The organism is Scytonema hofmannii PCC 7110 (assembly GCF_000346485.2).
GTDB classification, from domain to species: Bacteria; Cyanobacteriota; Cyanobacteriia; order Cyanobacteriales; family Nostocaceae; genus Scytonema; species Scytonema hofmannii.
The window spans coordinates 48001-62525 of sequence record NZ_KQ976354.1 but is presented as its reverse complement, the minus strand read 5'-3'; the positions used below and the strand labels follow the sequence as shown (position 1 = coordinate 62525).

The window sequence follows — 14525 nt, the reverse complement described above, 5'->3', positions numbered from 1 at the left end:
GATATGTTTTTGACATAGCATGGAACCTAAACTTCCCCAGTCAAATTCGAGAGAGCTTCAAGAGGAGACAGATGAAGCTTTGTTTGTGGCGCTTAAAAATGGCGATTCTTCTGCATTAAGCGTTTTGTTCAATCGTCATAGCCGTTTAGTGTATGGATTAGCACTCAAGATTTTGGCTGACTCGCAAGAAGCAGAAGACTTGACGCAAGAAGTTTTTCTCACACTGTGGAGAAAAGCATCTAGCAACCCAGATTGTCGGTTTTTCGTTCGCTATCTTGTGACTATCGCACGCTCGCGAGCAATTGATAAACTCCGCGCTCGTAGCAGACAACTTAAACTTGTTGAACAATGGGGAAAAACCATGACAAGCGAAGCAGCATCTTCTCCAACGCCTGTTGAGCAGGCAACCTTTGCAGAACGATCTCAACGAATTCACAATGCTCTTTTACAACTCCCAGAAAAACAGCGCCAGGTGATTGAACTCGCTTATAACCAAGGATTAAGTCAGTCAGAAATTGCCAAACAACTTGAGATTCCTCTAGGCACAGTCAAAACCTGCACCCGCCAAGGATTACTAAAACTAAAACGCATCTTACTAGATTCTGATTTATTAGCGTATGAATAAATCTTTCGATCCCGAACATATCAAAAACCTTGCAGCAGGGTTTGTCGTTGACGATCTTACCCCTGAAGAAGCTGAAGAGTTTCGGCTGTTACTCGCTCAACATCCAGAACTAATTGCTGAAGTTGAAGATTTGCAGGAAGTTCTGCGACAAGTACTAGATGGTTTTACCGAGGTAGAAGCTCCAACGCATTTACTGCCAAAAATTCTTGCACAAGTTGAAAGTTCGACCGCGCAAGCTACTGCGGCTCAAAACTCCTCAAGAGTTGCGACGCGAACACCACGCCCATGGAGGAAAATTACACTTAGCATTGCTGCACTATTTGTTGTCATTTTGGGGATTGATAATTATCGGTTACGTCAAACTCTGAGTTTTGTCACAGCAGACAACAAGCGTTTGCGCCAGGATTTTGCCCAAGCTCAAGTCGTGAAGACCATGCTCCAAAATTATGAAACGCGACTGTTTACTCTAAAAGGCGTCAACTCAGCAGATGTTGCTTCAGGTAGTATGATTATAAATCCCGAACAACAAAAAGCAGTCATGGTTTTCCAGAATCTTCCCGCCCCACCTCCTGGATATGTCTATCTACTGTGGACACTTGTTGCCAACGAAAAGTTACCCTGTGGTGAAGTTAAGACCCGTTCTTGGGGAAACACTTCCTATGAGCTACCATTTACTCCTCAAATGTACAGAGAATTTTATCACCCACAATTTTCTGGGTTAATTGTGACCTTGGAGACAGATAAGAATGTCTCTCGTCCCACAGGAACTGTGGTTATGCGGAGTTCACAAATTTAGATTACTCCGTTATTTAGGGACTTCCAAGAAATAAATTATCCAATCTTGTGGTGCGGGCTTCTAGCCCGCCACTAGCATAGGACGGGCGAGGACGCCCGTACCACAAGAGAAAGTTGAATATTTTTTTATTTGGAAGTCCCCTAATGAATTATCTTGCATTTTTCCTTACCATAATCTAACTTAACTAAGCGGTCTGATAAATAGAAATATTGGTCATCATGAGTAACGACTATTACAGTTTTGCCTTTATTTTTCAATTCAGGCAGTATCTGCGTATAAAAAATCTTTTTAAACACGGGATCTTGATCGGATGCCCATTCATCAAATACATATATAGGACGATCTTCTAAATAAGCTGTTAACAAGGCTAAACGCTTTCGTTGTCCTTGAGACAATGAGGTAGTGGAAAGTACGCCATCTTTGATTTTCACTTTTTTATCTAGTTGTAATTTAACTAAATAGTCATAAATTTGGTTGTCAGCAATAGGTTTATCCAAATATAAAAAATTATCAAACAGATAAAAATCAGAAAATACAACTGAAAAATGTTGGCGAAACCACTCTTGATTTTCTGTTGTAACTAGTTTGTTATTGAGATAAATTTTTCCACTTTCAGGAATATATAAACCAGTCATTAGTTTAATAAGAGTAGACTTCCCACTACCATTACCACCAATTATAAAAACAATTTCACCACCTAAAACAGTCAAATCGATGGGACCAAGAGTAAAAGCTGTATCTTCTGAATCTTGATGATAAGTATGAGCGATCCCCATAAATTCTAAACTATCGCAAAAATTATCGGCTTTATCCCAAGCTATAAAATAACAGCGATCGCTACGATCCGATAATGATAGTTTGAGAGAATCAACCTTCTTTAAAGCAACTGTTGCCTTGCTGAAAGTAGGAATAGCACTCATAATGTAATCCAAAGGTGAAAGCAAGTAGAGAATAGTCAGTGCATAGCCAGATAAAATATGAGTGGGGATAATTTGGAGAGTAGGCAGAGCAAAAATTACCAGTCCGACAACCACAAAGAATAAGCTATTACCCCAACTAGCAGCAGTTGCAAATATAGTCATTCCAACTACATTTTTACGCCGATAGATTTGTACAGTTTCTTGAAGTTCTTTCTTCAAAAAAGTTTGTCGTCGCTGATAGTGAAGTTTAAGTTCTTTTGTTCCTTCAGTAATACTCCGAAAATGGTTAAACAATTTATCTTCTTGTTGGCGAGCTAAGAGCAAAAATGATGTTGCTTTATATGCAATTTGCTGATAGCTAAATATTCCTAATAATAAAGAGATGGCTACCAAAAAAAATATGTTTGGGGATAACCACAACAAATAAAAAAGACAACTTGCTACAATAGTTATATCAATACACAATGTAGGAATAATGTAAACCGTGTTAGCAATTGCTAAAATATCGTCTGTTAACGTAGCTAAAATACGATGTTTTCCTAAAACTTCTAAATGATATAATGGTGTAGCTAAAATTCTTTCGCTCAACATAAGGCGTAAGTCCACAAGTGCTTTTTCTGCCAAATTTATTAACAAATATTTAGAAATAATATTAGTCAGAAATTTTATAAAACAAAGACCTATAAAACACCAAATTAATGCTGTTGACAGTGATAAGCGAGCTAATTGAGTATTAATTATTACAAGTATTCCTGTTGTGCTAACCCCACTCAATAACCCGATAAAAGCAGCAAGAGCCAGAATTTTCCAAGAAGAGCGTAACAGCAAAGTTATTAAGTTCATCTCTTTTGCCATTGATAGACTTGCTGTTTATATATAGAATCTAACAATTTCCTTGTCCATACAGAAAAGTTAAGTAATTGGCTACTAGAGTCACTTAACTTACAAACTTAACTCATAAAATTATGAGGTAGTAACGGGATTTCTGTGGATTGGCAATAGCTCAAATTCCCTAACTAATCTATATCGACTATTGAAACCAAACAAGTTTATAAAGATAACAGTTAAGTTTGCAAGCAAAGTTCATATGAATACTAAACTAGACGTTATCATTATTGGGGCTGGTTTTTGTGGTATCAAAGTCCGCTTATGCGCTTCGCGCACGCTACGCGTTGTCGCAGGCTATGCCCGTCAGGCTATACGCGAACTTTACATAAAGTTGTTACTAATGGTTGCCTTATTTCCGCGCCCCTTGTACTAGTTACTTGCGGTTGAACCTGCATGGGCTTGGTTAACTAAATCAACAATTTCTTGCGGGGATTTATCTGCAATAACTGCTAGCAGGTTTACTGCTTTTGTTAACAAGCGATCGCTATCTTCAAAAGTGTTTTGGCTTGGTAATATAAGCTGGATGGGATTTCCTGCATCATCTACAGCACCTTGAAATACTAATAAACGCGGGTTGGGATGGGTGACTGTTTGCCAACCATTTTGCTGGAGATAAGATACGACATCAGCAACTTTGAGAGGATGGGTTTGTAATTGCTCCGGGAGAATTTTTTCTGTCATAACCACTCTCCTGTTTTTACTTTCTCTATTAAATCTAGCAATGATTCTGGAGTTAACCGTTGTTGTCGCGAGATTTTAATTCTAACACTTTGCCGATTTGCAGTTGGTTTGCCACTAAGATATTCCCAGTAACAACTGCCTCGAAGCCGCATTTCTTCTTCATTGTATATCAACCACTGAGATGAGTCTGTTGGTAAGGCGAACAGGATGAGGATACAAGGTACAGCCATCCTGAAATTACGTCGAATGACTAAATCGTTGTAGGTTTTGGCTTCCAAGTCATAAATAACTGTGTTATCGTCTCGCTGCCATTGGGTTGAAGCTTTTAATTGAAAGCTTAGGGAAAAGCCTGACTCGACTCGTCGATTATTGCGGATAGTAATTTCATCGAAGTTGCCGTCTACTCCATAATCGTATTCGCGGATAGAAAGATTTAAGCCTGCTTTACCAGCGCTCGCTCGAATGTAGGCTCGACTTAATGATTCAAGAATATGAGGTTCGATCAACACAAAATTTCAATAGCTTGAAGTAATTTTGAATGATCCCTCAATGAGATGTTATAAAGCTAGCTTTAAATGGAGCCTTGTTGCTTGTGGGAATTGGGATGCTCCCGTGGGAATTTGCAGTAATTTTTAATAGGAAAGCGAAAGTTGACTTCTGGTACCTTTGAAAGTACTTAACTTTTCTACATAGACAGTGAAAGAGATAACCGATATAAATACTTATAGTCAACTTTGCGATGCAATGCATCAATTAGCAATTGTAAGGTAGGATACCCGTGCAAAAACTGATTTCATCCTATAGACCTATAAAACACCAAATTAATGCTGTTGACAGTGATGAGCGTGCTAATTGAGTATTAATTATTATAAATACCCCTGTTGTGCTAACCCCCGATGTATTGGGGGGAAATAAGAAAAATCTAGTTCCCGGACCAATCCATCGGTCTGGGTTAGGGTGGGGTAAAAGATATTTGATACATCAATTATGACTTTTAAAACATCCTCTTAAGTTTTCAACCAAAGATAAATTTATGAATACTAAACTAGACATTATCATTATTGGGGCTGGTTTTTGCGGTATCACTGTAGCTGCTAGTTTAAAGACATTTGGGATTGATAATTTTGTTGTCATAGAGAAAGGTGACACTGTAGCAACTATCTGGAAAAATGCCTACGAGCGACTAGTGAGCCAAAATCCTTACTTTACTCTACCTTTTTTTGAGGGTAAGGAAAAATATTCCACCTTTAAGACCAAAAATGAGATGGTGCAGTATTTAACAGAATATACACATCATTTTCAAGTGAACCCACATATTCGTTTTGCTGAAGAGGTACAAAGCGTTACCAAGATTTATAATCAGAATCAAACAGATTATAACTGGCAAATACAAACAGGTAAAGATATTTTACAATGCAAGGTTCTTGTTATCTGCACAGGGCTAACTAATGAACCAATGATACCAAAATTTTTGGGACAAGAAGATTTTTCAGGTCAAATTCTTCACAGTAGTGCTTATAAAAATGGTATACCTTATCAAAATCAGAAAATTTTAGTCATTGGTTCGGGAAATTCAGCAGCAGAAATAGCATTAGATTTATATGAGCATGGTGCTGCTACTGTACATATGTTAATTCGTGGTAAACGTTGGGTATTTCCTCTTTATCCAAGATTGCGATCGCTACAATATTGGTTATGGCGAAGTAAGTCATACCTTAAAAGGTTGTTTAATCAAAATACAATCTCTACTAGAATAGAAGCTATGGAGAGAGTGATAAATTTCTCTCCTGAAGAATTGCAAGCAGATATTGAGGAAACCGATAAATTTATTCAACGTTTTGCTTTAGACTTGAGTGCGTACTCTATCTATCCAGAAGATAAAGGACCAATGGATGTAGAAGTTAATCAAGGTCGTGTAGCTTGGGTAGATCGAGGCACTGTCAAACAAATTAAAAAAGGAAATATTCAAGTCATCTCTAGTAGTATTCAGCAACTCTCAAAAACAGGCGTAATTTTTGCTAACGGTGTATCGCAAGATTACGATGCAATTATTTTAGGGACTGGCTTTCGTCCCGGCATCAATAAAATTTTGAAACAGCCTGAATTGTATCTTAATGTAAACGATAGATTACTACCAAAAACAGATGGCAAGTGCCAATCTATTGTTGAGCCAACGCTATATTTTGTAGGCTTTGAAAAAATTATTGGTGGCTCTGAAACTTATGGATATTACGGCTGGTGTACGGGTAAACGAATTTCCTTTCAATTGCTGGAGAGAAAATTATTATCATGCCAAGAATTGAATGTGTCACTCTAGTTAAGAATAATGCAGTAGAAGTTAAGTTAGCTTCTGTTTTGAAATACTTAACTTTTCTGTATCGACTTTTTTATTAGCAAATTCTATAAAGATTACAGAACACCTGCAATCAAGGAGTTGAACTGATGAAGAGTTTAATAAATTCTATGAACAATATGCACTGGAATAGAATGTTGGCAATTGCTTTACCGATCGGCATTTTGTTATTTACACAAGCTTGTGCTCCTAGGAGATTAATGTCCAACCAATCCACTGTAGAAAATCCTGTTAATTATTCGCTCAATCATGGTGGTAATTAAATTTATTCTTCCAACATACTTTTTCTAAAGTCAAAGAACTTACACCTTGCAATTTTGTGTAAGTTCTTTTATTTTATAAACTACAGATTATTTACCCACTCAAGCAGCATGCGAGGTCTTTGCTTCTGAAAGTCAAATGGGATTAGGAGTCAATCCCCTCATTGAGAATGCTGAGATATTCATTGTAGACAAACAAGCGATCGCGACGCCGCCCTGTTATCTCTTTCACCATACCAAGACTTTCCAAATTTTTCAGTGCTGAGGTGACTGTTGGTATGGTGAGTCCCAACTCATTCTTGGCGTGGGTAATACTAAACAGTGGTTTTTTCCGCATTAAGTTGTGTAATCGTAGAGTGGAATTAGCCCCACGACCAAGAGTTCCAAGCCGTTGGCGATCGTTTTCAAACAGAGTTAACAGCCGACGAGCAGTACTGCTTGCTTGTTCAGAAGTCACCATAACTCCTTCTAGAAAAAATATCAACCAAGCTTCCCAGTCCCCCTTAATCCTCACTTGCTGCAACAGGTCATAATACAACTGTCGATGTGTTTTAAAGTAGAGACTGAGATAGAGTAACGGTTCTGACAAGGCACCTTCAGCACATAGCAGAAAAGTAATGAGTAAGCGCCCTAGACGACCATTGCCATCCAAAAACGGATGGATACTTTCAAACTGGACGTGAGAGAGTGCTGCCTTAATTAATACTGGCGTGCGTTCTGGTTCATCGTGTAGGAACTTTTCCAAACTCCCCAGACAAGGTATCACCTCTGTCGGAGGCGGAGGCACAAAAAGTGCATTACCAGGGCGCGTACCTCCTACCCAATTTTGAGTACGACGGAACTCTCCTGGAGTGCGCTCGCTACCTCGACCCCCTGAAAGCAGCACTTGATGAATCTCACGAATCAAGCGTAAAGACAGGGGAAAGCCTTCTCTTAAACGAGTCAAACCGTGGTTAAGAGCGGCTACATAGCGAGATACTTCCTGTACGTCATTTAAAGGAACTCCTGGTGCTTCCTCAATTTCGTATAGTAGCAAATCGGAGAACGAAGACTGAGTTCCCTCAATCTTGGAAGAAAGTAATGCCTCTTTGCGTACATAAAGGTAAAGAAACAGAGATGGTTCTGGCAAGAGTGTAGTTAATCCATCCAAACGCCCCAACGCTCTATTAGCACGTTCTATCAGGTCGTATAGATTGCTATCTAACTGCAAAGGAGGTACTGGTGGTAGAGGTCGAGGCACAAATGCCAGAAACCTTTCCGATGTGGTCGTGTTAGGTATATAATCTCCCTGAAGACCACGTTCCATATTTTTTCTCAAAAGTAAATGAACCTTTATTAGCGATCGCTCTTATTAAAAGATAGCTTACTATTTTTTATTAAGCATCATACTTCGCTCGTGTCCTCTATTACCCTGAGGTGCAAAAAATACCTTGATTTTCTATAGGTTTATCTGTAATTGTCATGACATGATGAGCACCTGCGATCGTTTTGGTGAAATGCGGTGAACCACTAGATCAAAAATCGGGTTTCTTGAGAATGATGACTCTAAAAAAGCTTAATTTGTCGTTTAGAAACCCGGTTTTTATAGTCTTGTTGAGAATGCTGCCAGATCTCAGTTAACCTGAAAAGGGCGGTGATGACCCTGGATACAACGCTTTTAGAAAAATTCGATGTGAATAGATGTGTTCATCACATCGGGATCTGCACACATCACCTGAACTTTAGCAACCCGTTTGCGCTCCTCTGAATAGAGGCGGAAGGCTGCTTTTCCTTGTTGAAGTTCTAGACGACGAATCTGTTGAGATCCTTTCTCATCTTTGATGATACCCGCATCGGTGCGGAGAAAGATTTCATCGTTGTCTTTAGTTGTAGTTAAGGGATTACCCTGAATATCTGCTTTTTGGATAGTGATGGTGGTAAAAGATGTGCCGTCTGCTGGAATTTCAGGAATCCCATCTACTTTATGAAAATCTTTTGCGTCTGATGTCACTTGCAGTTGAGTAATTTCTGGAAAAGAAACATTAATTTTTTCTGCATCAACGGTGGTCTGCTCAATTTTGCCGTTAGTCACAACGGTGTAGTCACCAGGTTTAAGGTAAAAGATTTGAGGAGCAATAATTTTTTCGCTTCTTATTGTCTCCATTAATTGACCTTGCTCGTCAAAAATTTCAATTGTTTGAGCCTCTGAAACCGCAACCGTTAATCTATTTTCTGCTGACTTGATAGTGACTTTGCGTTCCATTTTTTATCTCCAAAATTTTGCTGAATAGTTAGAATAATTGAGTGGGCTGATAGTCAATGTAAACAGATTGGATAATTGCAACGTTCGTTGAGGCTTGTTGATAATTAACAAAAACCACATAGAAAAACTCATTATTAACCTCTTGACTGAGAATGGATGCTCTTTCACTGGTTGAGGTAAATGAGAGGATTTGAAGAGTATTAGATATATGGTCTTTATTTAACTGTGCCAGAGTAAGCTGTAAGGAAAAGGTTGTATTTCCTGGCTCTCTGACAACCGCACCAAAGTTGGTCATTAAGCTACCGTGTGGAAGATTCAGCCAAAGAACAGTTCTGCCGAGTTGCCGTAGCAGAAGACCTGTACCGGGAGCATATAAATAACCTGGATCTGGTCCTGACAATTGAGTTGATAGAGTTGGAAACAGAGGGGCGTAGTAGCGTCTGGTTGGTCTATTTTGTTGCGGAATTAAAAGTTGAATTTTAGCAGCATTAACAGCATTATCTGCTATTTTGGCTGTGGTGATGGCGTTATCTTCAATTTTGGCGCTGTTAACGGCATTATTGCCCAACTGGGTATTACCTACAGCACCATCGCCTATTTTAGCTCTGGTGACGGCGTTATCGTTTAGTTTGGCAGTGGTAACTATACCGTCTGCGAGTTGAGTCGTCCCGATCGCTGCTGGTGCAATCACCGCACTCGCCAATTGCTGTACTGAAGAGTTAATGGTGTTGATGTTACCATTAGCATCGAGCACTATCTCTGCTAGTATAATCACTGAGCCATCCCGTGGCGGTACTGTGTCTGAAATTTCCAAAATAGGGCGCTCTGTGGTGCGGGTAAAGTTATCTACGCCCCCACCTTGGTAGCGATCGCCTGGATCGGAAGCTTCATTGTAGGCAATTGTAACATACACCGTAGCATTGGGTCTAAATGTATTGTTGCTGCTGGGTGTAGGCGTTGTAGCAGCAGTCAAGACAATTTCTTGTCCCTGGCGATCGCTCGCCGTACCAGGACTAACTGAGACTTGGCGATCGCCACTACGAGTTACTTCCAGTCCTTCAATGACTCCCCAGGTATGCAGCAAGCGATTGTGGCGATAGCGCATCTGACGATGGTAGGCTTGTTCATCTTGAAAATCCTGCTCAACTAGGAATTGAGAGGTAAAGTAGTTGAGGCGTTTAATTTCGGGCATAGTTTTAGTTTCCTTGATTAATTGATAGAAGTACTTGAAGATACAGGAACAGTTCCTAGTAGTGTGTCAATCCCCACTGTTGAAGTAACGCCGATCTGCATCGTACCGGGATAGATAGGAATAAGTTCGTAAGTTGTATGGGCAGGTTTTTCTAGTTCGATAATGGCGTGGGCAATTTCCAGTTGACGGGCGAGTTCTTGAGGTCGGTTCCGTAATTCTTCGGGTAGGACAATCGTGACTTGGAAAAAGTGTGGCGATCCGCCTCGGAGGTAAGTGTCTTCACCAATAGTGGAATGAACACCAATCTGAAACTCGGCGGTGTTAGTTTCGATAATTTCCGGTGTACCTCGGACAAACATCCGCAGTAGTTCTTGGAGGTTGGCTTTTGTACCGCGAAATCGATAGCGCTGGACAATATTGGCAATAAAATCACGCTGGATAGGTACTGGCCAATCAGCCCGCACACTCAACGCCACCCAACTAGCTAACCAAGACAAAAACGATTCAGGAGTTTTGTAAGGATCTAAATAGGTGGGGAAATTGGCGATCGCTTCTTCTAGTCCGCGATCGGGAAAAGTTACTTCATCCTGACGCCCCAGCAAGATTTTTTCAAATGCTAGGAAGAACTGACCAATAAAGGGGTCGGTTTGATAAATTGCAGGGAGATAGTTGAGTAAGGTGCTGGGCGATCGCATAAGCTGTAAGTTGTCATTAGAGTTGCAGGGGAGATTTAATCGTGATTTCGCTGGTGTCAAGCCGAAATTCCACTAACTCTTCGGGTCTAATTTCGACAGCTACCAGTTCTTCTGATTGCTGTACAAGCCGGCTCCGATCGACCACAATTAATTCATCTCGATCGTTGGTGCGGGTAACATAATCGACACCTGATAAATTATCCAGCAGTTGATAAATTTCCGAGACATAGACATTGCGCCCGAAAGACCAACCTTTACCTTGCGATCCACCCATTAGCGGATCGAAGAATTTTTTAAGGGCGGAGATCGCTGCATCATGGGTTTTACTTTCAATCGCATCCCGCTTGAGTACGAGAGTCAACCTGATTCCTACAGGAAAATAGCGCGGACCAACTACGTGTACTCGTGTAGTTAGCAATCTTCGAGGTTCTAGGTTATCCTTGATTAGCTGGAGCAACTCTGGTGTCGGTTGGGGAATGGGATCTTGACTCTGGGGAATAACGATGACGCTGATATGTCCCGGTCTATTGACACTGCGATCTAGAGAGTTTTCTGATTCTAGATTGCGTCGAGGGACACAATAAGCACGAGCTACATTTGGATCGGATGCAAGTGCTATTTCCTCAAAATCCTCACAGGTTACTACTCGATCGTGTTGTCGTAAATTTAATACAGTATCTTGCACGTCTCGCTGCAAATCTTCCCCAGGCTGCCATTCAGGATTGTTCAGCAGTCGCAAAAACATCTGTATATTTTGTTGGGTAATTCGATTTTGCCGATACAGCAACATTTCTGTGATGTGGGCAAACATTTCAATTAGCGTAATCCCTGGATCGGAGGGGTTATGGTTTGTCCATTCCGGTGCATAGGTGGGAATTAGATTGAGAGCTTCAGCAACTAAATCGTTATAAGTTCGATCGTCGAGGTTGGGAAGGGAGAGAGGCATAATATTAATTCAAAATTCAAAATTCAAAATTCAAAATTAAGAAGTCTTGCTGATAAATGAGGGCTAAATCGTTAAATTAATTGTGTGATTACCGGAATAAACTAGAAATTGGCTACTGTCTGGAATAGGGGAAATACTTAGACTCCGAATATAATCAACACCAGGAATGGCTTCGAGTAAAGCATATAAATCTGATTTATAAGGTTCCCGTCCAAAGTCCCAGCCGTTACCGTCTAGTCCACCTGTGAGGGGATGGAGAAAGCGGTCTAGGGTTTGGCGGACTGATGCAGCAACACCACTGGCTGAATCAAGAGAGACTAGAGAAACTTCCGTCGTCACATCGACGCGGACATATTCAGGTCCCACGACCACCAAATCAGCATTTGGTAAACGACGACGTTCAAGATAGGACTGCACTCGATTGATTAATTCTAAACTGGGTGAAGGGTTGGGTGCATCACTATTGGGCACAACGATTACACTTAAAACGCCTGGTGTTATTGATGTTTGTGAAGTAATCACCGGATTGACTACCAGATTATGTAGAGGAACGCATTTTGCCCGTGCGACTTCCGGTGAGGCTTGCATTGCCAAATCTTGATAATCTTCTACTGTCACAGCCCGATCGCGGTGGCGGAGTTGGCGAGGAATGCGATCGCGTAGACTTTCCAAACTTTCAGCATCAGTTCCCCCTGTCGCTGCTTCAAAATTAGTGACCGCTTTGATAAAGGGTACAGTGGTTTTGAGTTGAGCGATCGCTCCTGGATTGCGGTTACCTGCTGCTCCTCCTCCAGTTTGATAACGGGTGAGGCGAATATTACCCGTACCAGTGGGGGGAATCATTCCCTGTTGTCCATCCCCAAAACGAATTTCTCCGGTGAGATGGTTGAGAAGGTAATGGCGATCGCGGGGTGTAGAACCATAAAAATCTGTAACTTCTTGCCAATGTGTCCAGCCATCAGACTCTTGCACATCCAATTGTTGACCATCTAAAATGGGAGTGCGAGTAGCGCGGAAGGTTTGAAACTCAGTACTATTACTAGAACCGAGAATTTCATTGTGTAAGGTTTGAGCCTGAATTGCCATCGTTGTATTCAACAGCAATCTTTGTAAATGCGGTGCTGTCAACTCTGTACTACTAAGCAAGCGTACCCTTAACCAGTATCTTTCTCTACCAAACTCTGTAGATGGGGTAAAATCTGCTGGTACTAAAACTTCCACCAGACCCGATCTACTAAACCCAGCAGTCTCATCTCGGACTACTAGAGTTTGCCAGGTTTCACCGTTAGAATATTCCCACGCCAGACGTAGGGCTTCACTATTGCTAATCTCTGGAACTTTGATATAAATGCTGATAGGGCGATTGGGAAATTCTTGACGACCTGGTGGTAAAGAAAACCCTAAATAGAGCGACGGTTGTGTATCTGTGGTGCTACGAAAAGGTGTAAAGGGTTGTGTCGCTGCAACTGCCAGATTTTCAGAATAGACAAAATCATTTTCCGTAATTATCGCTTCCGGAGCAAGCGATCGCGTCAACTGATAATCCACCCGAATTGATTGGATGACTGGGGGAGCAAACGTCGCCGGAACTAAGCGATAAGTTGGCTGTGGTGGTGGGGGTGACGGAGTAGGAACCAACTCATAAAGTGCTTCTACACCATAGTTTCCACTAACAATTCGTACCCGTAACCAAGCATTTTCAATCCCGTTTACAGTTGTTGATTTCACCCCTGTGGGTAGGGTAAATTTCACTGTTCCTGTGCTTGTCAACCCATTGGTGGTGTCTGCAAAATTGTTAGTAACAGGAGCGATCGCACCATCTTTACTCGTTGTGCCTAACTGAACCCAAATTTGACCATTCCAGCATTCCCATATCAGCCTGGGATCTGCGGTAGGAGGTAGGGTATTACCCCCTGGATTAATCACCGTGATATTGAGCGTGATATTAGCCCCCGCCAAAGAAAACGCCTCAAGGTGAGCGAGGTAGAAGACATCACCGAATTTGGGTTTCTCTCCAAAGGGGAATAATTCCTTCGTTAAATCTATCGGTAATTGGTTTGTAAAAGCAGCCTCTAGCAGTAAACCTGTCAGGTTGAGTGTCGCCTGTAAATTGAGGTTTTGTAAGGATGATAGTTGAATAGTACCAGTAATGGGTGTGAGCAAGCGACAGCGTAACCAACGGTTTGCGATACCATTAACTAAAGATATGGGCACAGTTGGAACTGTGGCAAAATTTAGTTGTTGGTTGCCAACTTGGTTAAGAACTTCGGGATTAATTGGTGCAATTGTTGCCCATTCAGTCCCATTCCAGATTTGCCACTGTACAGTTGCATTGTCACCCAGAAGTTGTACAGCATGGAACTGGATTTGCAAATTTTGAATTTCGGGAAAACTCAAAAGTTGGCTGTGTCCGATGTAGAAAACATGGTCAATGGGGCGCTCGCCTTGAAAGGCAGCAATACTAGTAAGATTATCTGATAATAAAGTAGCTGTTCGATCGGCATAGCGATCGCCTTCACGCACCAACACAGAATCCAGTTGTATTGATGTAACAATTAAATCTCTTTCTGTTTCAAACAGCGTAGTTTCACTGACAGCAACTTGAGTTCCCGCAGACACTACTGCATCGCCAGTTGTACCCGTTGCCAAAGTAAATGTCAGCGGTACTCGTGCTGCTTGCGGTGGTAACTGAGTCGCCCCCAACAAATCCAAAAATGCCAGGAAATTTTTCTCAGGAACTTGATTGAGTCGCTGAATGATGATTTCTGCAAACCGTGCCATCACTTGCACCAATGCCGCATTTACACCAGTCACAGCATTAGGGTTGCGAAAAGATGCCGGATAATAGATTACTAAAAGCGATCGCAGTTGTGCAGCAATTTCTGAGGCTGTGCGGCGATCGATTGGTGGTAGAGAAAGTGCCATGA

The 14525-nt window shown here is 41.3% G+C and carries 14 protein-coding genes; 5 read left to right on the top strand and 9 right to left on the bottom strand.

From position 1 onward, the window contains the following. The first annotated feature begins 19 nt into the window (after window positions 1–19). Together WA1_RS00315 and WA1_RS00310 are read left to right on the top strand one after the other, a co-directional pair. The gene (locus WA1_RS00315; RefSeq protein ID WP_017742227.1) at window positions 20–625 is read left to right on the top strand and encodes a sigma-70 family RNA polymerase sigma factor; all 606 of its coding nucleotides are present in this window, start codon (window positions 20–22) and stop codon (window positions 623–625) included. Continuing rightward, window positions 618–1421: an anti-sigma factor gene (locus tag WA1_RS00310; RefSeq protein ID WP_017742228.1), complete on the top strand. Its 804-nt coding sequence runs from the start codon at window positions 618–620 to the stop codon at window positions 1419–1421. The genes WA1_RS00315 and WA1_RS00310 overlap by 8 nt, the downstream gene beginning before the upstream one ends. Window positions 1422–1561: 140 nt before the next feature. Here the strand turns inward: WA1_RS00310 and WA1_RS00305 are convergent, their stop codons facing one another. Next, a complete protein-coding gene (locus WA1_RS00305) occupies window positions 1562–3184 on the bottom strand; it encodes a cyclic peptide export ABC transporter (protein WP_026134524.1) in 1623 nt (540 codons plus the stop codon). 244 nt (window positions 3185–3428) lie between these two features. Between WA1_RS00305 and WA1_RS56490 the strand changes: the two genes are divergently transcribed. Next, window positions 3429–3602: a hypothetical protein gene (locus tag WA1_RS56490; RefSeq protein ID WP_017742230.1), complete on the top strand. Its 174-nt coding sequence runs from the start codon at window positions 3429–3431 to the stop codon at window positions 3600–3602. Here the strand turns inward: WA1_RS56490 and WA1_RS00300 are convergent. Further along, window positions 3599–3910 (bottom strand): hypothetical protein, encoded by a 312-nt coding sequence (locus tag WA1_RS00300; RefSeq protein ID WP_017742231.1) that lies wholly within the window; start codon window positions 3908–3910, stop codon window positions 3599–3601. The two genes, WA1_RS56490 and WA1_RS00300, sit on opposite strands and share 4 nt — an antisense overlap. Continuing rightward, complete coding sequence (locus tag WA1_RS00295; protein WP_017742232.1) at window positions 3907–4419, bottom strand: DUF4365 domain-containing protein; 513 nt, start codon at window positions 4417–4419, stop codon at window positions 3907–3909. The genes WA1_RS00300 and WA1_RS00295 overlap by 4 nt, the downstream gene beginning before the upstream one ends. 524 nt (window positions 4420–4943) lie before the next feature. On the opposite strand from WA1_RS00295, the gene WA1_RS00290 reads away from it, so the two are divergent. Together WA1_RS00290 and WA1_RS57990 are read left to right on the top strand one after the other, a co-directional pair. Then, the gene (locus tag WA1_RS00290) at window positions 4944–6227 is read left to right on the top strand and encodes a flavin-containing monooxygenase (RefSeq protein ID WP_017742233.1); all 1284 of its coding nucleotides are present in this window, start codon (window positions 4944–4946) and stop codon (window positions 6225–6227) included. Between the two features lie 125 nt (window positions 6228–6352). Continuing rightward, window positions 6353–6526 carry a hypothetical protein gene (locus WA1_RS57990; protein ID WP_169886882.1) on the top strand — a complete coding sequence of 58 codons (174 nt, stop codon included), beginning with the start codon at window positions 6353–6355 and terminating at the stop codon, window positions 6524–6526. 142 nt (window positions 6527–6668) lie between these two features. Here WA1_RS57990 and WA1_RS00285 read toward each other — a convergent pair whose 3' ends face one another. The 6 genes from WA1_RS00285 to WA1_RS00260 form a co-directional block, all read right to left on the bottom strand. Continuing rightward, complete coding sequence (locus WA1_RS00285; RefSeq protein ID WP_017742234.1) at window positions 6669–7829, bottom strand: Fic family protein; 1161 nt, start codon at window positions 7827–7829, stop codon at window positions 6669–6671. Between the two features lie 351 nt (window positions 7830–8180). Then, window positions 8181–8765: an Ig-like domain-containing protein gene (locus WA1_RS00280; protein ID WP_017742235.1), complete on the bottom strand. Its 585-nt coding sequence runs from the start codon at window positions 8763–8765 to the stop codon at window positions 8181–8183. Window positions 8766–8793: 28 nt separating this feature from the next. Further along, window positions 8794–9957, bottom strand: coding sequence for a hypothetical protein (locus tag WA1_RS00275; RefSeq protein WP_017742236.1), 1164 nt, complete (start codon window positions 9955–9957; stop codon window positions 8794–8796). A gap of 17 nt (window positions 9958–9974) precedes the next feature. Continuing rightward, window positions 9975–10652: a phage tail protein gene (locus tag WA1_RS00270; RefSeq protein ID WP_017742237.1), complete on the bottom strand. Its 678-nt coding sequence runs from the start codon at window positions 10650–10652 to the stop codon at window positions 9975–9977. A gap of 16 nt (window positions 10653–10668) precedes the next feature. Continuing rightward, window positions 10669–11598 carry a baseplate J/gp47 family protein gene (locus WA1_RS00265; RefSeq protein ID WP_017742238.1) on the bottom strand — a complete coding sequence of 310 codons (930 nt, stop codon included), beginning with the start codon at window positions 11596–11598 and terminating at the stop codon, window positions 10669–10671. A gap of 63 nt (window positions 11599–11661) precedes the next feature. Further along, a complete protein-coding gene (locus tag WA1_RS00260; protein WP_017742239.1) occupies window positions 11662–14523 on the bottom strand; it encodes a putative baseplate assembly protein in 2862 nt (953 codons plus the stop codon). Window positions 14524–14525: the final 2 nt, after the last annotated feature.

Excerpts from the sequence above, each read along its gene's own strand:
- WA1_RS00315 (WP_017742227.1), top strand. The coding sequence starts at position 20 with ATGGAACCTAAACTTCCCCAGTCAAATTCGAGAGAGCTTCAAGAGGAG.
- WA1_RS00310 (WP_017742228.1), top strand. The coding sequence starts at position 618 with ATGAATAAATCTTTCGATCCCGAACATATCAAAAACCTTGCAGCAGGG.
- WA1_RS00305 (WP_026134524.1), bottom strand. The coding sequence starts at position 3,184 with ATGAACTTAATAACTTTGCTGTTACGCTCTTCTTGGAAAATTCTGGCT.
- WA1_RS56490 (WP_017742230.1), top strand. The coding sequence starts at position 3,429 with ATGAATACTAAACTAGACGTTATCATTATTGGGGCTGGTTTTTGTGGT.
- WA1_RS00300 (WP_017742231.1), bottom strand. The coding sequence starts at position 3,910 with ATGACAGAAAAAATTCTCCCGGAGCAATTACAAACCCATCCTCTCAAA.
- WA1_RS00290 (WP_017742233.1), top strand. The coding sequence starts at position 4,944 with ATGAATACTAAACTAGACATTATCATTATTGGGGCTGGTTTTTGCGGT.
- WA1_RS57990 (WP_169886882.1), top strand. The coding sequence starts at position 6,353 with ATGAAGAGTTTAATAAATTCTATGAACAATATGCACTGGAATAGAATG.
- WA1_RS00285 (WP_017742234.1), bottom strand. The coding sequence starts at position 7,829 with ATGGAACGTGGTCTTCAGGGAGATTATATACCTAACACGACCACATCG.
- WA1_RS00280 (WP_017742235.1), bottom strand. The coding sequence starts at position 8,765 with ATGGAACGCAAAGTCACTATCAAGTCAGCAGAAAATAGATTAACGGTT.
- WA1_RS00275 (WP_017742236.1), bottom strand. The coding sequence starts at position 9,957 with ATGCCCGAAATTAAACGCCTCAACTACTTTACCTCTCAATTCCTAGTT.
- WA1_RS00270 (WP_017742237.1), bottom strand. The coding sequence starts at position 10,652 with ATGCGATCGCCCAGCACCTTACTCAACTATCTCCCTGCAATTTATCAA.
- WA1_RS00265 (WP_017742238.1), bottom strand. The coding sequence starts at position 11,598 with ATGCCTCTCTCCCTTCCCAACCTCGACGATCGAACTTATAACGATTTA.
- WA1_RS00260 (WP_017742239.1), bottom strand. The coding sequence starts at position 14,523 with ATGGCACTTTCTCTACCACCAATCGATCGCCGCACAGCCTCAGAAATT.